The sequence below is a fragment of the Enterobacter sp. CPE_E1241 genome, assembly GCF_045618265.1.
GTDB classification, from domain to species: domain Bacteria; phylum Pseudomonadota; class Gammaproteobacteria; order Enterobacterales; family Enterobacteriaceae; genus Enterobacter; species Enterobacter adelaidei.
The window spans coordinates 2,797,234-2,815,532 of the sequence record NZ_JBIWYV010000001.1 but is presented as its reverse complement, the minus strand read 5'-3'; the positions used below and the strand labels follow the sequence as shown (position 1 = coordinate 2,815,532).

The window sequence follows — 18,299 nt, the reverse complement described above, 5'->3', positions numbered from 1 at the left end:
CTTACAGCATGCGGATCTCTTTCGAGCGCAGGGTGATGCGAACCGGAACCGATTTATAGGACGGCGTACCGCTGTCCTTATCCAGATAATCGAGTGGAACCAGCACGTTGGCTTCCGGGTAGTACGCCCCGACAGATCCCTGTGCGATGCTGTATGCCACAACGGTAATATCTTCCAGACGCTGAACACTGCCGGGGAGGGCGGTTTCGATATCCACGCGATCGCCGTGTTCCAGCCCGGCCTGTGCCATATCATCTTCATTCATAAACAGCACATCCCGGCGGCCAAAAACGCCACGGTAGCGATCGTCCAGGGCGTAAATGGTGGTGTTGTACTGATCGTGGCTGCGCAGCGTGATCAGACGCAGAACATGCTCTCCTTCACCACTGGCATTTTCATGCACGCCGTCGAATATTGAGAACATCGCTTTGCCCGTTGCGGTTGGCCAGATACGTTTCGTTGGCGGTAGCGGCATGCGGAAGCCGCCGGGAACGCGGATCCGCGCATTGTAGTTCTCGAACCCCGGAATGGTTTGCTCGATGAGATCGCGGATGCGGTCGTAATCCTCAATCAACGTCATCCAGTCCACGCGGGTTGCCTGCAGAGTAGCTTTCGCCATGCCGGCGACAATGGCCGGTTCAGCCCGCAACAGTGGAGAAGCAGGCTTCAGCTTGCCTGAAGAGGCATGCACCATCGACATGGAATCTTCGACGGTAATGGACTGACGCCCGGTGGCCTGGACATCCAGTTCTGTACGACCAAGACACGGTAAAATAATCGTCTCTTTACCGACCAGCAGATGGGTACGGTTAAGCTTGGTCCCGACATGCACACTCAGTTCAAGTGACCCCATCGCCGGAAAACCGCGCTCGTGATCGGGCATCGCGACGGCAAAATTACCGCCGAGGCAGATGAGCGCTTTCGCGCGGCCGTCGATCATGGCTTGCGTTGCCTGCACCGCATCATGGCCGTGGTGGGAAGGGGGCTCAAACCCAAAAACGTCTTTCAGACGTTGCAGAAATGCCGGTGTCGGCTTCTCGCTAATCCCGACGGTGCGGTTCCCCTGCACGTTTGAATGACCGCGCAGAGGGCAGATCCCCGCGCCGGGCTTGCCAATATTGCCGCGCATCAGCAGCAGGTCAGCAATCAGCCGGACGTTAGCCGTGCCTTTATTGTGCTGGGTAATCCCCATCCCGTAGGTAATGATAGTGGCACTGGATTTCGCATAGGCGTCGGCCACGCTTTTAAGGGCCGCCTTGCTTAACCCTGACTCTCGCTCGATCTCGTCCCACTGCGTATGGGCAATATCGGCAGCAAAGTCCTCAAAACCCTGGGTGTGCTCGGCAATAAACGCGTGGTCGAGCACGTTACCGCGTTCGGCCTCCATGTGCAGAAGGTGTTTAGCAATACCTTTTAACGCGGCGGCATCGCCTCCGGCCTTCACCTGGAAGTAAGTCGACGCGATATCTGTCGAGCTGTAGGTCGCCATTTCAATGACGCTTTGCGGGTCAGCAAAACGTTCCAGAGCGCGTTCGCGTAGCGGGTTAAAGACGATAATCGGCACGTTGCGACGTGCAAGCTCATGAAGGGTACCCATCATCCGTGGGTGGTTAGTCCCGGGGTTGTGACCGATGGAGATCACCAGCTCTGTTTTATCGAAATCATCCAGTGAGACGGTACCTTTCCCGATACCAATCGAGCGTGGCAATCCGACGCTGGTGGCTTCGTGACACATATTCGAACAGTCGGGGAAGTTATTGGTACCGTATTCACGTGCAAAGAGCTGGAACAGGTAGGCCGCTTCGTTGGAGGCGCGCCCGGAGGTATAGAACTCAACCTGATCCGGATCGAGCTCGCGCAGGACCTCACCGATGCGTTGAAACGCCTCGTCCCATTCAACAGGCCTGAAAGTATCGCTTGCCCGGTCATAGCGCAGGGGATGTGTCAGACGGCCATATCCTTCCAGTTCAAAGTCAGACTTAGCCAGCAGTGAGGTAACTGTGTTTTCGGCCAGAAACGCCGGGGTGACGCGTTTGCTGGTCGCTTCCCAGGTCACCGCTTTCGCGCCGTTCTCACAAAACTGGAAGGTCGATTTGTGTTCTTTATCAGGCCATGCACAGCCCGGACAGTCAAAGCCGTCAGGCTGGTTGGTACGCAGCAGCGTCGCGGGGGCATCAAAGGTATCCATTTGGGTACGTACCGCAATGGCGGTGGCTTTTAACGCCCCCCAGCCTCCGGCAGGACCGTCATAGTGCCTGATTCCGGGAACTGAGCGTCTTTTCTTGTTCATACCAACTCCTGACTCGTTAACTCATACACCGTCGGACCAGTAAAAACCACCGTGGGAGGCAATAAGCACAAGCAATGATCAGCACGTGTATCAATGCACACGGTGTTGCAAAGCGCTTTATCTTAAATGCCTCTTTATTACAGTGACTTATCAACGATGTAATCTAAATATTTAAAGAAATTATAACGAAATTTTATCATTTTGATAATAAATCTTATCTATCACACATTCGGTGGGATAGATGACGCAGGAAGAAAAAATGATGTAGTAGCGGTAAAACTTCATATGAAAGGCGGGAAGGGTGAGCTAGCGGTAAACCTCAGCGTAAGTTGGTTTAGAGAAAAATCTGAACATTCTGGTAGCATAAAAGTTTACTCATGCTTAATTGTTAATTCATTCATTTGATGTCTGAATAGACAGTTATCACCATACAAAATACAAACTTATTTTGGGGTGTGAAATTAACCGCCTGCCAATGACCGAATTAATCTCATTTAAGGTGCCCTGCTGGAAAAAATAAACATACTCTATCGATGCAACAAATAATTCATAATGAATATATTCTGTGCAAACCGAAAATAAACGAAATTCTACTAATTATGGTAGTGGTGAAAATAGGTTTGTTGCGTTAATGCAACTGGTTCTCTTTTGGTTTTTTCTTTTGTGAAAACAGGTGGTTGTGTTAGTTGTTTGCCTGATAATTAGCTCATTGAGACTGCGCCACTTTGTTTGTCAGATTAATCCTATAATGCGCCAGGTGCTTCATTAACCATCACTTGCGGGGCGTTAAATATTGAATTGATGCGAAGCTCATGTAAACTTGCTTGCTGTTTGTCAAAATATGTCAGGAAGACACTGGGCCTTATTCTGAGGGGCTCGTGCGGTAGCTATGCCCTTAAAATAGTCACGCCCCGAAAATATCCTGCATGTTTTAACTTTTGTACTTAAAACAAACTTCATTCCCTCATCTTCATCATCGAAATATCGCTACGGAAAAGCATATGAAAATGCGCGTACTGTTTTCACTTCTGTTTGTAATGGCGGTGGCGGGCTGTAAAGCGCCGCAGAAACCTGTGATCAACGACGATACTATCGTGACCAGCCAGGTCAATGGCGTCACCTTAACCCACCGTCACGCCGTTACCCCCCCAGCAGAATTCACCCAACTCAATGAGCCGTATCGTGCCATGTATCCGGCATCCGTGATGAGCCGTCCTGACTTTGGCGGAAAGGTTATCCGCACGCTGGAAACCGGAAAAACCTACGTGGTGCTGGGGCAGGTTGAACACTACTGGATGGCGCTTGCCGATGAAGGACAAGACCAGCTGATTGGTTACGTGCCGATGCGCGCCGTTATCAAGGCCGATCAGTACGACGCGGCCGTGCGTAAACAGGCCATTCGTCCTAAGTCACGTAAAAAAGCAACCTGTGTCGATGTTGATGGCAACAGCAAAGCCTGCAAAGACAGCGCTAACGGTACCTGGATCCTGAACTAAACGGCTTTTATGAGCGTGTTTTTATGAATAATAAAAATTTTCATCGGCTGTGGTTGGTCTTTTACGCGGTGGTTTTCACCCTTGTCAGTGGTTGTACGTCGTCTTCACACAGCGACCCTTCCCGCTACAATCTGCAGTTTCAGGCTCATCCACAAATCAATGAATCTGCACCGCTTAAAGTCCGGGTACTGTTGTTGAAATCCGATGCGGATTTCATGTCCAGCGACTTCTTTTCCCTGCAGAACAACGCGTCAGCAACGCTTGGCGCGAATCTGCTGAACAGCGATGTGTTCTTCCTGATGCCAGGACAGCTGTCGAAAACCCTCAGCGGACAAAGCTCTCCGGAGGCCCGCTATATCGGTGTGATGGCGGAATATCAGATGCTGGATGGCAAAAAATGGCGCGTTTCAATCCCTCTGCCTGTGCCAGGCGAAAATCATCTCTATCAGTTCTGGAAATGGTCCGCGGATGAACTCCAGGCCAACGTTTTTCTCGACGTGAATGGCATTCGTGTCATCAGTCAGTAACGCGCGTTAAAACAGGAAACACATCATGACGAAAGCAGAAAAGGTCGTCTGGACCGAAGGCATGTTCCTGCGTCCACACCATTTTCAGCGGGCTGAAAGCTATCTGCTCAACCATGTTCGTGAATGGGGTGCGCTACAGCGGTCCTATCTTTGGGGCTTTATGGACGTTGAACTCGATGAAGCCATGCTGCGTCAGGGATGCATTGCCCTGAGCTACTGCAGCGGATTGCTGCCGGACGGCACCTTTTTCCAGGTGCGTAACGGGCGCAACGGGCCTGCACCGCTGAAAATCCCCGACAACCTCACCAATGAAAAGGTGGTGCTCGCACTGCCGGTTCGCCGTGGCGAGAGAGAAGAGGTGATTTTTAGCGAAGAGCAGGCCTCTCTGGCGCGCTTCATCGCTTTTGAGCAAGAGGTAGAAGACGATAACGCCATGTCGGTGGGGGGTGCCACCGTCCAGTTTGGCCGTCTTCGTCTGACCCTGATGCTGGAAAAAGATCTGACAGCAGAATGGACCGCCATCGGCGTGGCGGCAGTGACCGAGAAACGTAACGATAACCTCGTGCGACTCGATAACAGCTACATTCCGCCAATGATGAACGCCAATAACAGCCCGCAGATCTACAGCATGATCAACGATCTGCACGGCTTACTGGTGCAGCGCAGTCAGCAGATTGGCGGTCGTCTGCGTCAGCCTGGCCGTTTTAACACCTCTGAACTGATCGAATTTACGCTGTTGTCGCTGGTGAACCGCCATCTGGGCGAGGTTTCTCACTTAAAAACGCTGCCGCTGCTGCACCCGGAAACGCTCTGGCGCAGCTGGCTGCCGTTTGCCACCGAACTCGCCACCTGGACCTCGCAACGTCACCCCGAAAACGTACTACCGATTTACGATCATGACGATCTCGCGAACTGCTTCAGTAAGTTGATGCTGATGCTGCGTCAGGGGCTGTCGCTGGTGATGGAAGATCACGCGATTCAGCTGCCGCTTAACGAACGCTCTCACGGTCTGAACATCGCTACGGTGCCTGAAACCAGCATGGTGCGTGAGTTTGGTTTCGTACTGGCGGTAAAAGCCAGTGTGCCAGGCGAACACCTGCAAACCTATTTCCCTGCCCAGATGAAGATCGCACCGGTATCGAAAATCCGCGATCTGGTCCAGTTGCAACTGCCTGGCATTATGCTGCGCGCCATGCCGGTTGCGCCACCGCAGATCCCATGGCATGCGGGCTACAGCTACTTTGAGCTGGAGAAAGGCAGTGAGCTGTGGCACGAGATGGATAAGTCCGGTGCATTTGCCCTGCATCTTGCAGGGGAATTCCCGGGGCTGGATATGGAGTTTTGGGCCATCCGTAGCCCGACAGAATAATATAGCGAGCGCTAAATATGCAGGAACGACAGGATACCGGCAGTGATGCCGCGATTACCGGAGCCAGTAGTAACAATCCGCTGGTGGCGGCCGCTAATCCGCTGCTCAATGCGATTCCGCAGATCCGTCATTCGGTGTCTCATGACGATCAGGTGGCATTACGCCAGCGTCTGATCGATGAAATTCGCCGTTTCGAAGTCCGCTGTCAGCAGGCTGGTCTCGCCTATGAGGTGATCGTCGGGGCACGTTACTGCCTGTGTACGGCCCTGGATGAAGCGGCTGCGCTGACCCCCTGGGGAAGCAGCGGCGTCTGGTCAAGCAACGGTCTGCTGGTGACGTTTCATAACGAAACCTGGGGCGGCGAGAAATTCTTCCAGCTGCTGGCGCGCCTGTCGCAGAACCCGCGTGAACATATTCTGCTGCTGGAGATGATCAATTACTGCCTGCTGCTTGGCTTCGAAGGGCGTTATCGGGTGCTGGATAATGGCCGCACCCAGCTCGAGACGATCAAGCAGCGACTCTGGCAGATGATCCGAGGCGTACGTGGAAGCTATCCGCCACCGCTTTCTCCCCATCCGGAAGATCGCCCGGTGCTGCGCAAACTGTGGCGTCCGATGGTACCGCTCTGGGCTTGTGTCGCGCTGGCCGGTTTTATCGCCTGCCTGTTCTACATCGTCCTTAACTGGCGTCTTGGCGACAACACCAGCCCGGTGCTGGCGAAGATTTACCAGTCCCAGCTGCCGGAAACCACCATCCAGCAGCCAGCTCGCCAAGTACCTGCGGTGTTAAACCTGCGCGGCTTCCTGAAGCCTGAAATCGAGGCGGGCCTGGTCGCGGTGAAAGACGAAGCGGACCGCAGCGTCGTGATCCTGAAAGGTGACGGTCTGTTTGCCTCTGCCTCCACCGTTGTGCGTGACCGATATGAACCGGTGATTAACCGTATTGCGCAGGCGATGAATAACGTCAGCGGCAAAATTCTAGTGGTGGGCTACAGCGACAACGTACCGATCCGCAGCGCGCGCTTTGCTTCTAACTATGAACTGTCTCTGGAACGTGCCCGCTCGGTACAGAAAATGCTGCAGGGAAGCCTCTCCCGGCCCGATCGTGTGAAAGCGGAAGGGCGGGGCGAGATTAACCCGGTGGCGCCAAACACGACGCCTGAAAATCGCGCCCGTAACCGCCGTGTGGAAATTACTCTGCTGGTGTCGCCTGAAAATATACAGGCTGAGCTGAACGGATTGCCGCAAGGAAACTAAGGATGCTGACTACACTTCTTTCCATTTTGACCAACCGCATTCTGTGGAGCTTCCTCGGCGTAACGGCGCTTGCGGCGGTGATCTGGATGATCGGTCCCCTGTTGTCCATCGTGGACACCCGACCGCTTGAGTCTGAACAAAACCGCATTATCAGCATCGCTGTGGTCTATCTGCTCTGGGCGCAAGGCCATATCCTGCCGCGGTTGTATAATGCCTGGCTGAACCGCAAGCTGATGGACAAGCTCAATGAGAACACGAGCAAACCGGAAGCCGCGGATCCGCAGAAACGACTGAACAGCGAGGAGCAGATCCTCGCCAGCCGTTTTGATGAAGCCGCGCAGATGCTGAAAAAAGCGCACTTCAGCAAAGCGGGGCAGAGTGCCCAGTGGACGCAGCGCTTCAGCACGCAATATCTTTATCAACTGCCGTGGTACGTCATTATTGGCGCACCGGGCTCCGGTAAAACCACGGCGCTGGTCAATTCCGGGCTGCAGTTCCCACTGGCCGATCGTTTCGGTAAGACTGCATTGCGCGGTATTGGGGGGACACGTAACTGCGACTGGTGGTTCACTAACGAGGCGGTGCTGCTGGATACGGCGGGTCGCTATACCACTCAGGAGAGCGAGCAGGTACAGGATGCCGGAGAATGGCTGGAATTCATGGGGTTACTGCGTAAGTATCGCCGCCGCCAGCCGATCAACGGTGTCATCATCACTATCAGCATTTCTGACCTGCTCACCCAGTCTGCCGAGGCGTCCCGCCAGCAGGCGGTGAATCTGCGTCAGCGTCTGTCTGAGCTGCATGAACAACTGGGCATTCGCTTCCCGGTGTACGTGATGGTAACCAAGGCTGACCTGCTTAAAGGCTTCCGTGCATGGTTTGCCGACTACGACAAAGCCCAGCGCGATCAGATCTGGGGCTTTACGCTGCCGTGGGAGCAAACCAGACACGCCGATTACGACCTGATGGGCAACTTCCAGCAGGAGTTTTCTCTGCTGCAGCAGCGCCTGGACGCCGGGTTGCCGGAAACCATGCTGAAAGAGCATGACGCGAAAACCCGCGCCGAAGCCTATCTCTTCCCGCAGGAGTTTGCCGCGCTGCGTCCGCTGCTGGCGGACTACCTGAGCACGGTCTTCGCCCGTTCGAATTTCGAAACCGAGTTTTCCCCACGCGGGATCTACTTCGCCAGCGGGACGCAGGAGGGCATGCCGTTCGACCGCGTGATGGGTGAATTGAACCGCGCGCTCTCTTTACCTGAAGGTGCCGAGGGCGATAGCTGGGATGCAGTCAGCAAAGAGGCACCCATTCCAGGAGCGAAAGGCCAGAGCTTTTTCATCAAGAATCTGCTGCAAAACGTCATTTTCCAGGAGGCCGGTATTGCCGGAGAAAACCGCTGGTGGGAACTGCGCAACCGGGCGGTGATCTGGTCCGGCTATGCAGCACTGCTGTCTCTGCTGGTGATCCTCGGTGGACTGTGGCTGACCAGCTACGCCAAAAACAAGGCGTATCTGGAAGAGGTCGATGCGAAGGTGCCGCTGCTGGATCAGCAGAGTAAAGCCTTACAGAACCAGCCTCAGCGTGACCTGTTTGATCTGCTGCCGCTGCTCAATGGTCTGGTGGACCTGCCGAAGAGTGACGCGTTTGATGTAAACGATCCGCCAGTATCCCGCCGTATGGGTCTTTATCGTGGGGATGACGTCAGTGATGCATCGCAGTCTCTGTACCAGAAAGCGTTGGATCAGATGCTGCTGCCTGCCGTCGCCATGCACATCACCACCTGGCTTCGTAACGACAACGGCAGCGATGTGGAATACAGCTACGAAGCGCTAAAAGCCTATCAAATGCTGTATCAGCCGAAGCACTACGACGGCAAATTCCTGCATTCGTGGGTGATGCTCAATCTGCAGCGCAACCTGCCGCAGAACGTCACGAAGGCACAGCTGCAACAGCTTGAATGGCATCTAACGCAGCTGCTGGAGCCAAAAATTCAGGCCTCCCCGTATGCCCAGGACGAATCCCTGGTTACCCGCGAAAGAGCGCTGATCAACCAGCAGCCGCTCTCCACCCGCGTATATGGTCGTCTGAAGCGTCTGCTGGAACATGATGAAAATCTGAAGCCGGTTTCTCTTACCGACCTGGGAGGACCGCAGAGCGAACTGGTGTTCTCACGTAAAAGCGGCAAGCCGGTGAGTGAGGGTGTGCCGGGGCTTTATACCCCGGACGGCTACTGGAAAAGCTTTAACGGCCAGATTGACAGCGTCACCACCGCCCTGCATGAAGACGATGCCTGGGTGCTGGGAGCCGCCACGGCGCAGGAAGATAAAAAGCAGATCGATAACGCCGTGCGCCAGCTCTACATGCGAGACTTTATCGCAAACTGGGATCCCTGGCTCGCCGACATTCAGCTTAACAACAGTGCCGACCTTTCTCAGCGTATCAATACCGCACGCCTGCTTTCTGGCACAAACTCGCCGCTGCGCCGTCTGGTGCTGAGCCTGAGTCAGGTACTGACGCTATCTCGTGATGAACCAGCAGCAGACAATGCCGGTAAAGCACAAGATCAAAGCAACCGCGCTACCCGCACGCTGGAAACGCTGTTCAGCAATAACAACTCTGCTCCGTCACAGGCTGCCGTTGTCGCTCAGTCACCGGAACAACTGGTTACCGATCACTACGCCCCGCTGATTGAGCTGGCGCAGCCGCTGGAGAAGGGCGGGAAGACCATCGTATTTGATGACTTTCTTAAGCAGGTGGACGAGCTTTATCGTTACCTGACCGCCGTCCAGGATGCCGCCAACAGCGGTATGCCGGCACCGGGCGGCGAGGCGATCAGCCGTCTGCAGGCCAGCGCCGGTCGTCTGCCGGGCGGGCTGCAAACCATGTTCAGCAACATGGCGGTGGGGGCCAGCAGTGATACCCAGCGCCGCGATCTGGACAATGTGCGTAAGCGGATCAATGTCGAAGTGGGCGGATTCTGTCGTCAGGCGATTGCCGGTCGCTACCCGCTGGTACGCAGCGCCAGCACCGAGGTCACTCCTGACGATCTCGCGCGTATGTTTGCGCCGGGAACCGGGCTGATGGACGCCTTCTTCCGCGACAATCTGACCAATAAAGTGGATACCACGCAGGCAAACTGGCGCTTTATGCCTGGCATTGACGGCAAAACGCTGCCGGGAAGCGAAGGACTGCTGAGACCGTTCCAGCAGGCCCAGTCAATCCGTGATGCTTTCTTTGCTAATGGCGCCACGACCCCGTCTTTCAAAGTGACGGTCCGCACCGTGCGAATGGATAACACCATTCTGAACCTGACGCTGGACGTTGATGGCCAGCAACTGCGCTACAGCCATGGTCCTCAGGCGGTGCAGATCATGAACTGGCCAGGACCGGGTGGTACCAATCAGGTACGTATGCAGCTGGGGCTGGCGAATGGCAGCACGGCGACGCTGGTGACCAACGGTGCCTGGGCGCTAAACCGCTTTTTCGATAAAGCGAGCACCAGCCCGGGGGCAGGTAGCCTGAGCCGCCAGGCCACGTTCAACGTCGACGGACATCAGGTCACGCTGGAGTTTGCGCCAAACAGCATTCGCAACCCGTTCCAGCTTCCTCGTTTCTCATGCCCATAACCGCAAGGACAGCCGTATGACGAATACCCCTGCGATGAACCGCTACAGCTGGTATGGCAAGTTACCCAGCGCCGGAGATTTTTTGCAGCGTCGCTTTCCTGACACTTTACAGCGCCAGTGGTCACACTGGTTCCAGGTTGGTCTGCTGGCCTGGCAGCAGGAAGAGCAGCGCAGCGGCGAGCGCCAGTTTCACAAAGCGCCGGTCTGGAATTTTGTTGTCCCCCCGATGCTGGGTAGCCAGATGATCCAGATGGGCTGTCTGCTGCCCGGCCGCGACAGCGTTGGCCGCCAGTACCCGGTTTGCCTTCAGCTAAGCTTCGCCCCGACAGAGTGGTCGACCAGCCTGCTCAGCCAGGCTGAAAGCTGGTATCAGCAGATTGGGCGCCTGGGTTTGCACGCGGTGCGCAATAGTTTTTCCGCCTCACAGCTGGACGAGATGCTGATGACCATTCCGGCGCCGCAGCCCGTTGAGCCGCAAAAGCGTTCTGACATCCTTGATGTGATTGGTTATGACGAGGACGGTCAGAACACGCTGGGCTGGCCCCAGGCCGCGGAGTGCTTTGATCCGCTGCGCCAGACCAGCTACTGGTGGACTAACCGCTGCGATGGTTATCCGCTGTACACCCATGTGCATAGCGGTAACTTTACCGGACAGCTTTTCACTCTGCTGTTCGACCCGGCAGGGGGCGCCCGCCCGGGCCGTCACGGTCTCTATCCGCCCATGTTTGAATAAGCAGGGATCTCATGAATATCGAAGAATTTCTCGCGCCAATAAGCCCCGACAAGCCCTGCGGCGAAAACCTGGAGTACGACGCTGACTTCCAGATCATGAATCAGGCAAGTCTTGGGAAAGCAGAACAGCAGTTTGGCGACACCATTATCCCGGCGGAGCCTGCTGACTGGAACACGGTTGAAAAATACGCCACCAGCCTGCTGACCCGCACCAAAGATCTTCGCGTACTGCTGGCACTCACGCATGCCTGGACCCGCCGTCGCGGGCTGGCAGGTTACGCAGACGGACTATTGCTGGTGCAGGAGGCCATCAGCCGTTACTGGGAGCCGCTTTATCCGCTGCTGGAAGAGTATGGCGAAACCGATCCGTTCTATCGCATTAACGCTCTGGCAGGGCTGAGCGATAAATCTGACCTCACCGTCGCCGTGCGTAATGCTTCGCTGCTGCGTTCAAACGGCGATGAAATTTCGCTCCGGGATGCCCAGGCGCTGCTGGATGGCAGCAAGACCGAATGTCCGGATTATCCGGGCGGTCGTCCACGGCTGATTGACGAACTGGCTCGCGGCGACCAGCCGGGTACCGCCGCGGTTATCGTCATTCACGAACGGCTGCAGGCCATTCGCGATCTCCTCACCGGGTATCTCGGTGAAAGCGGCGTACCCGAAATGGAGCAGCTGCTGAAAACTGTGGGGCTGGTCGCCGGCGCTTGTCAGGTGACCGACATCAGCAAGCTGCTGCCAAACCGTGAAGCGCAGGTTGAACAACAAGCTGAGCAGCAACAGGTGACAGCACAGCCCGTTCAGCAGGTCACCGACTGGCGCAGTGTGCAGGTCACCAGCCGCGCCGACGCGCAGCTGATGCTGGAAAAAGCGAAGCAGTATTTTGCGCAGTACGAACCGAGCCACCCTGCGCCGCTGATGATTGAACGGGTACAGCGGCTGTCAGAACTCAACTTTATGGACATTATTCGCGACCTGGCGCCGGACGGCGTTAACCAACTGGAAAACATCTTTGGACGCCGCGAATAACGCGTCCAGGCATTATGACGACAGGCATGGAGCCTGCCGTTTCAACTTCACCGCGCATCTTTGATGGAGAACATCATGGCAATGAGTAACAGTGGGCAGAAATTCATCGCACGTAACCGTGCCCCCCGCGTGCAGATTGAGTACGACGTAGAGATCTACGGTGCAGAACGTAAAATTCAGCTGCCGTTTGTGATGGGCGTCATGGCCGATCTGGTCGGCAAACCGGTTGAAAACCTGCCGGCCGTCGACGAGCGTAAATTCCTCGAAATCGACATCGACAACTTTGACGAACGCATGAAGGCACTTAAGCCGCGTGTGGCGTTCCAGGTGGATAACACCCTGACCGGCGAAGGTAAGCTCAATGTCGATCTGACCTTCGACAGCATGGACGACTTCCTGCCGGATGCGGTGGCCCGTAAGGTTGAACCGCTGAACAAGCTGCTGGAAGCGCGTACTCAGCTCTCCAACCTGCTGACCTACATGGACGGCAAAAACGGTGCAGAAGAGCTGATCGCGAAAATTCTCCAGGATCCGACGCTGCTCAAATCCCTGAGCCAGTTGCCGAAAAATGACGAAAGTGCGAAAGGTAGCGAGGAATAATCGATGAGCAACCAGACTCAACAACATGAGCAGCAGGCGGGTCAGGCGTTCAGCCAGGATGAATTCAGCGCGCTGCTGAACAAAGAGTTCCGCCCGAAAACCGATCAGGCGCGTTCCGCTGTAGAAAGCGCGGTCAAAACTCTGGCGCAGCAGGCGCTGGAAAATACCGTCACTTTCTCCAACGACACCTACCGCACCATTCAAAACCTGATTGCCGGTATCGACGAACAGCTGTCGCAGCAGGTAAACCAGATCATTCACCACGACGAGTTTCAGAAGCTGGAGAGCGCCTGGCGCGGTCTGAGCTACCTGGTGAACAACACTGAAACCGACGAGATGCTGAAGATCCGCTTTATGAGCATCTCCAAGCAGGAGCTGGGCCGCACCCTGAAACGCTATAAAGGCGTGGGCTGGGACCAGAGCCCGATCTTCAAGAAAATCTACGAGCAGGAGTACGGCCAGTTTGGTGGTGAGCCGTTTGGCTGCATCGTGGGTGACTACTACTTCGACCACAGTCCGCAGGACGTTGAGCTGCTGGGTGAAATGGCGCGCATCGGCTCTGCGGCGCACTGTCCGTTTATCACCGGTACCGCACCGGGCGTGATGCAGATGGAATCCTGGCAGGAACTGGCTAACCCGCGCGACCTGACCAAGATCTTCCAGAACACCGAATACGCCGCCTGGCGTTCACTGCGTGAATCCGAAGATGCCCGCTATCTGGGTCTGGTGATGCCACGCTTCCTGTCACGTCTGCCGTACGGCATTCGTACTAATCCGGTTGACAGCTTTGACTTTGAAGAGCAGACCGACGGCGCGAACCACAACAGTTACTCCTGGGCGAACGCGGCGTATGCGATGGCTGCCAACATCAACCGTTCTTTCAAAGAGTACGGCTGGTGCACCTCGATTCGCGGCGTGGAGTCCGGCGGGGCGGTAGAAAACCTGCCATGCCACACTTTCCCGAGCGATGACGGCGGCGTGGACATGAAGTGCCCGACCGAGATCGCCATCAGCGACCGTCGTGAAGCCGAGCTGGCGAAAAACGGCTTTATGCCATTGGTTCACCGCAAAAACTCCGACTTTGCCGCCTTCATCGGCGCGCAGTCTTTGCAAAAACCGGCCGAATACCACGACCCGGATGCCACCGCTAACGCGCGTCTGGCCTCTCGCCTACCGTACCTGTTCGCCTGCTGCCGTTTTGCGCACTACCTGAAGTGCATCGTGCGCGACAAAATCGGCTCCTTCCGCGAGCGCGAGGAGATGGAACGCTGGCTGAACGACTGGGTCATGAACTACGTCGACGGTGACCCGGCGAACTCCTCCCAGGAGACCAAGTCCCGCAAACCGCTGGCGGCTGCGGAAGTGCAGGTGCAGGAAATCGAAGACAACCCGGGCTACTACGCCGCGAAGTTCTTCCTGCGTCCACACTACCAGCTGGAGGGTCTGACTGTGTCCCTGCGTCTGGTGTCTAAACTGCCGTCGCTGAAGACGAAAGACGCGTGATGATGATTGCCGGCCCATTGGGCCGGCAACTTTTCGGTTAATACGAGATAGCTAATGAATTTGACTGTGAAAGCGTTAATACGAAAATTCATCAGCTATTTAATGGTTTATGCGTTGTTAATTATTTCATTCATGCTGTTTGTGACGGTATCCGGCTACTATCTGTTTATCTTTGACTGGCCGGATGATGTTCCGCGAATCGCAATGCATGGGTTCTTATGTGCTGGACTTAATTCACTAGCGATAGGGATATACGTTGTTGCAGAGAAATGGAAAGAGAGAAGTTAGTGCCTCACGCTGGCAGATGCGCTACTGAGCATATGGCAAAGGATATAAGGTGAAACATTTCTGTTTTTTCCTCGCATTTATGACTTTTTATGTGTGTGCTGGAAATAACTATCCTGATTTTTATCAGCAGCAAACATACCGACAGGTTTTAAAAGATTTAGTTCTGGCGCGCTGTCTTGCGCAGGTCGCAGATAAAGGCAGCCAGTTTTCTGCTGATGCGGCCCGATGTGCGAGTGCATTTATTGAGTGGATACCTTTTGATGCCGAAAATGGCACGGATAAAGTGAATGCCCTCATTGGGAAATATAAAAACCAAATTAATGGTTTTCATTCAGAGCGAAAACCCGATGTCAACGGCGTAACCTTAAACTGTTTACGTCTTTATCATAGCGACGAACTGAATAAACTGGTTCCGCAGGTTATCATTGGCGATCCTGATCGTACCTGGATTCAGGATAACCCAGAGTAGTAAAAGACTTCACATTCTTTCCGTTCATTCAGGGGGAGTGTAAGACTGTCAAATGACATGAGTCGTTTGATATGAGGCAGAGGTAAAATATGGACGGTTTTATTCAGCCCCATGCTTTCCTGTTTGCCATATAAGTGCTTTTTCGAAAGCAATATTGTTCATCCACGAAGAGTAGATATTATGGCTATTGATATGTTTCTGAAGGTCGAGGGTGTTACGGGCGAATCTAAAGATTCTAACCACACCGGCTGGACTGATATTACCTCCTTCTCCTGGGGCGCTTCCCAGCCAGGTAATATGAGCGTCGGCGGCGGCGGCGGTGCCGGTAAAGTTAACTTTAACGATCTGCACGTTAACGCTCTGATTGACAAATCCACTACAGCAATCCTGAAACACTGCGCCAGCGGTAAACACCTGACCAAAGTTGAGCTGTCCGTCTGTAAAGCCGGTGGCCAGCAGGTAGAATACTCCCGCATCACGCTGGAAGACGTTCTGGTAACGTCTGTTCAGTACACCGGTGCTGACAACGGCGATACCGTTGGTGTGACCTACGCATTCCAGGCTGCGAAAGTGAAACAGCAGTACTGGGAGCAGACCACTTCTGGTGGTAAAGGTGCTGAAAGCAGCGCTGGCTGGAACATCAAAGAGAATAAAGAAGCGTAATTGCGTATGTGACCGGGGAGTTTTCCCCGGTTATTACGATTGGTTCATAAGCCGGTGTATATTTGCGATGGAAAAAGTGTTAACGGTTATATCCATTGTATTATCATGTGGCGCCTGTATATCCCATCCTGCTCAGTTTCAGAGTCTAACCGTTAAGTTAGAAAAAAATGTTCCCTGTTTTGGAGTTTCGAATGACGCGAGATTCAGTGAACCTGTGTTAGTTTATGAACCATCTATATCTAGGCGTGTAGGTAACGGATGGGAGACTATTTTTTCTCCAGGGAAATATCCTTCCCGCCATATTCTAAAATCTGAAGAGTGTCTTCGCTGGGATAAGGTGGACTGGCGGTCAGGAGAGTATGATGTGGTATTAAATTCGAGAAATTATAATGGCGCTATTCGATATGCGACTCGCTTTATGCTTAGTATAAATTCTAAAGGTGAATTAGTGCTGGCTAAAATAGAATAGAGGAGTTTTCAAATGTTGGCGTTTTAAAGAAGTGCCAACATTTGGATACTAATTCAACTCCATTTTTATTTTAATGTTTTTACTTATTCGTGAGCATTTTTGTGAAAATCAAAAGGAATGAACATGGCTAGTCAATCATTAGTTAATCCGGGATATTGTATTGTTCAGCAACCCGGAACCCTGGATTTCCAGGCAAGGCACTTGTTCAACAATCCCAATAGTGATGCTGCACGTTATTTCATGCAGGTTAATAGTGATATGCAGTGGTCAAAACCTGGGCAGATGTTGATTCTTGATGCGCCGGGAAGTAATAATGCTGTGCAATTTAAGCAATTACAGCTTGCAAAAAAGAAAGTCAATGGTGCTCTGGCCGACCTTAACTCTGGAGAAGCGAATTTCTTTAATCAACATTTTAGTACCATAGCAGCAGTTACTAATTTTATGGATAAGTCCCTTGGTGTCGTTGCTGATGCAGGTGAAAAATATTTCAGTGAAATAGAAAAAAAACTTAAATCCATTGAGTTGGCTTACCAGAATCAGTACAGGGCGCAAGGGACATTGATAAGCCAGCAGTTTTTTGTTGAGCGTCAGCGTCTCTTTTCTGAGTTGGATGGATTATTAAACAAATTGTCCAGGTTGACGTTAAATATGAAACCTTATAACGAATTGAAGCATGCGTTAGGGTTGTCAAGCAGATCAATTGTACATGAATGGAGCACAGCAGGAGTCGCTTCTATTCGCGGTTATTCAACTTATATCGATAATGCCTCTAAGACCGCCCGTTTTCTTAAAGCGGGAGGATGGCTTGCAATAGGTTTTGCAGGTGTAAATACCACCAATGAAGTTTACAATGCATGTACCGTGGGACGAGAGCAGAGTTGCGCTAAAGTGGCTGTGAAAAAATACAGCAGTTTTGGTGCAAGCCTTGCAGGGGGTATTTACGGTGGTAAATACGGAGCCATGGCAGGTGCTGGTGTATGTGTTGCGCTTGGTGTTGCGACGGGGGGGGTAGGATTGCTCGCCTGCTCCATTGTCGGGGCGGCTGCAGGTGGATACGTTGGTGGCGAGATAGCGGGCGGAGCGACTGAGTATATGATGGATAAAATATGGTGAATATAGAGAATTTACTATTATTCCTTGTCGTGGCTTTATTTCTTATTGTTGTAGTTATGGATCTGTTCAGTTCTCGTTATTTCAAAAAACACGAGGCTGATTATAATCAGTTACTTTCTGACTACCGACGCAAAGGATATGACCTGGATCTTGTAACAAACTACGCTTCTTTTTTTGGTTCGTTGGCCAATTATCAGAAAATAATCTGGTTTGTACGTCTTTATAAAGGCGTTAGAATGAAGTTCACTCATGAAAGGCTTGTGCAGGAAGAAGCTTATAAATATGTGCAGTCGTTGCCGGATGAAAGAATTGGTTGGATACTAAAGTTACATCGTCGTTATAAATTACAGGCATTAATATTCACTCTGTGGCTCATAGTTGGATTATATTTTATAACCTTCATTAAATAGTTTTTTGATATTCTCTTTCTCAAACGCCGTCGTTTTCACCCTCGAGAGCGGCAGCGTTTGAGCGCTAATCAAAACTACTGGAGATGTAGGAGGTACGAAAGTAGGTGGGTTTGTTGGTGAGCAGATGGGTAGCTTAATATTCAGTGGGGAATGATATGATTACTAATGATATTTTCTCCATTTTTATGATTTTTCTGTTTATTCTTTTTTTGATCATGGCTGTTACTTTCTATATTGATTATCGAAAGCACTCAAGTGAAGTATTGAAAGTATATAATTCATTAACGCAGATTGGGTTATTAAGGAAAGAGGACTATCAACTTTGGGAAGGTTTGGGTTTTTGGGGTTTTGGTTTTCGTGTCACAATATTATCCAGACTGTTACAGGGTAGGGACGTTAAACTAACCAATTCTCGAATACTTCATTCCCATTCGTGCCATAACATTTTGTCCGATTCTGAAC

At 52.8% G+C, this 18,299-nt stretch carries 14 protein-coding genes; 13 read left to right on the top strand and 1 reads right to left on the bottom strand.

Annotation, left to right across the window (positions count from 1 at the left end; all coding sequences use genetic code 11):
• Window position 1: 1 nt before the first annotated feature.
• Window positions 2-2,290: an FdhF/YdeP family oxidoreductase gene (locus ACJ9Y9_RS13775; RefSeq protein ID WP_028018704.1), complete on the bottom strand. Its 2,289-nt coding sequence runs from the start codon at window positions 2,288-2,290 to the stop codon at window positions 2-4.
• A gap of 1,001 nt (window positions 2,291-3,291) precedes the next feature.
• Here ACJ9Y9_RS13775 and ACJ9Y9_RS13770 point away from each other — a divergent pair.
• The 13 genes from ACJ9Y9_RS13770 to ACJ9Y9_RS13710 all read left to right on the top strand — a co-directional run bounded on the left by ACJ9Y9_RS13770 (window position 3,292) and on the right by ACJ9Y9_RS13710 (window position 17,837).
• Entirely contained in the window at window positions 3,292-3,786 is a 495-nt protein-coding gene (locus tag ACJ9Y9_RS13770) for a hypothetical protein (protein WP_028018705.1), read from the top strand.
• A gap of 23 nt (window positions 3,787-3,809) precedes the next feature.
• Window positions 3,810-4,313, top strand: coding sequence for a type VI secretion system lipoprotein TssJ (gene tssJ, locus ACJ9Y9_RS13765; protein WP_028018706.1), 504 nt, complete (start codon window positions 3,810-3,812; stop codon window positions 4,311-4,313).
• A gap of 25 nt (window positions 4,314-4,338) precedes the next feature.
• Window positions 4,339-5,682, top strand: coding sequence for a type VI secretion system baseplate subunit TssK (gene tssK / locus ACJ9Y9_RS13760; RefSeq protein ID WP_028018707.1), 1,344 nt, complete (start codon window positions 4,339-4,341; stop codon window positions 5,680-5,682).
• A gap of 17 nt (window positions 5,683-5,699) precedes the next feature.
• Window positions 5,700-6,938 carry a DotU family type VI secretion system protein gene (locus tag ACJ9Y9_RS13755; protein ID WP_028018708.1) on the top strand — a complete coding sequence of 413 codons (1,239 nt, stop codon included), beginning with the start codon at window positions 5,700-5,702 and terminating at the stop codon, window positions 6,936-6,938.
• Window positions 6,939-6,940: 2 nt separating this feature from the next.
• The gene (tssM, locus tag ACJ9Y9_RS13750; RefSeq protein ID WP_028018709.1) at window positions 6,941-10,561 is read left to right on the top strand and encodes a type VI secretion system membrane subunit TssM; all 3,621 of its coding nucleotides are present in this window, start codon (window positions 6,941-6,943) and stop codon (window positions 10,559-10,561) included.
• 16 nt (window positions 10,562-10,577) lie between these two features.
• Window positions 10,578-11,294: a type VI secretion system-associated protein TagF gene (gene tagF / locus ACJ9Y9_RS13745; protein ID WP_028018710.1), complete on the top strand. Its 717-nt coding sequence runs from the start codon at window positions 10,578-10,580 to the stop codon at window positions 11,292-11,294.
• 11 nt (window positions 11,295-11,305) lie between these two features.
• Window positions 11,306-12,322, top strand: a complete 1,017-nt coding sequence (tssA, locus tag ACJ9Y9_RS13740; RefSeq protein ID WP_028018711.1) for a type VI secretion system protein TssA — start codon at window positions 11,306-11,308, stop codon at window positions 12,320-12,322.
• A 75-nt stretch (window positions 12,323-12,397) separates the two neighbouring features.
• A complete protein-coding gene (gene tssB, locus ACJ9Y9_RS13735; protein ID WP_008502644.1) occupies window positions 12,398-12,922 on the top strand; it encodes a type VI secretion system contractile sheath small subunit in 525 nt (174 codons plus the stop codon).
• A 3-nt stretch (window positions 12,923-12,925) separates the two neighbouring features.
• The gene (tssC, locus tag ACJ9Y9_RS13730; RefSeq protein WP_028018712.1) at window positions 12,926-14,425 is read left to right on the top strand and encodes a type VI secretion system contractile sheath large subunit; all 1,500 of its coding nucleotides are present in this window, start codon (window positions 12,926-12,928) and stop codon (window positions 14,423-14,425) included.
• Window positions 14,426-14,762: 337 nt separating this feature from the next.
• A complete protein-coding gene (locus ACJ9Y9_RS13725) occupies window positions 14,763-15,182 on the top strand; it encodes a T6SS amidase immunity protein Tai4 family protein (RefSeq protein ID WP_407226178.1) in 420 nt (139 codons plus the stop codon).
• 180 nt (window positions 15,183-15,362) lie between these two features.
• Entirely contained in the window at window positions 15,363-15,845 is a 483-nt protein-coding gene (locus ACJ9Y9_RS13720; protein WP_008502640.1) for a type VI secretion system tube protein Hcp, read from the top strand.
• 592 nt (window positions 15,846-16,437) lie between these two features.
• The gene (locus ACJ9Y9_RS13715) at window positions 16,438-17,427 is read left to right on the top strand and encodes a hypothetical protein (RefSeq protein WP_028018714.1); all 990 of its coding nucleotides are present in this window, start codon (window positions 16,438-16,440) and stop codon (window positions 17,425-17,427) included.
• Entirely contained in the window at window positions 17,421-17,837 is a 417-nt protein-coding gene (locus tag ACJ9Y9_RS13710) for a hypothetical protein (protein ID WP_028018715.1), read from the top strand. Before ACJ9Y9_RS13715 ends, ACJ9Y9_RS13710 begins: the two co-directional genes overlap by 7 nt.
• Window positions 17,838-18,299 lie beyond the last annotated feature (462 nt).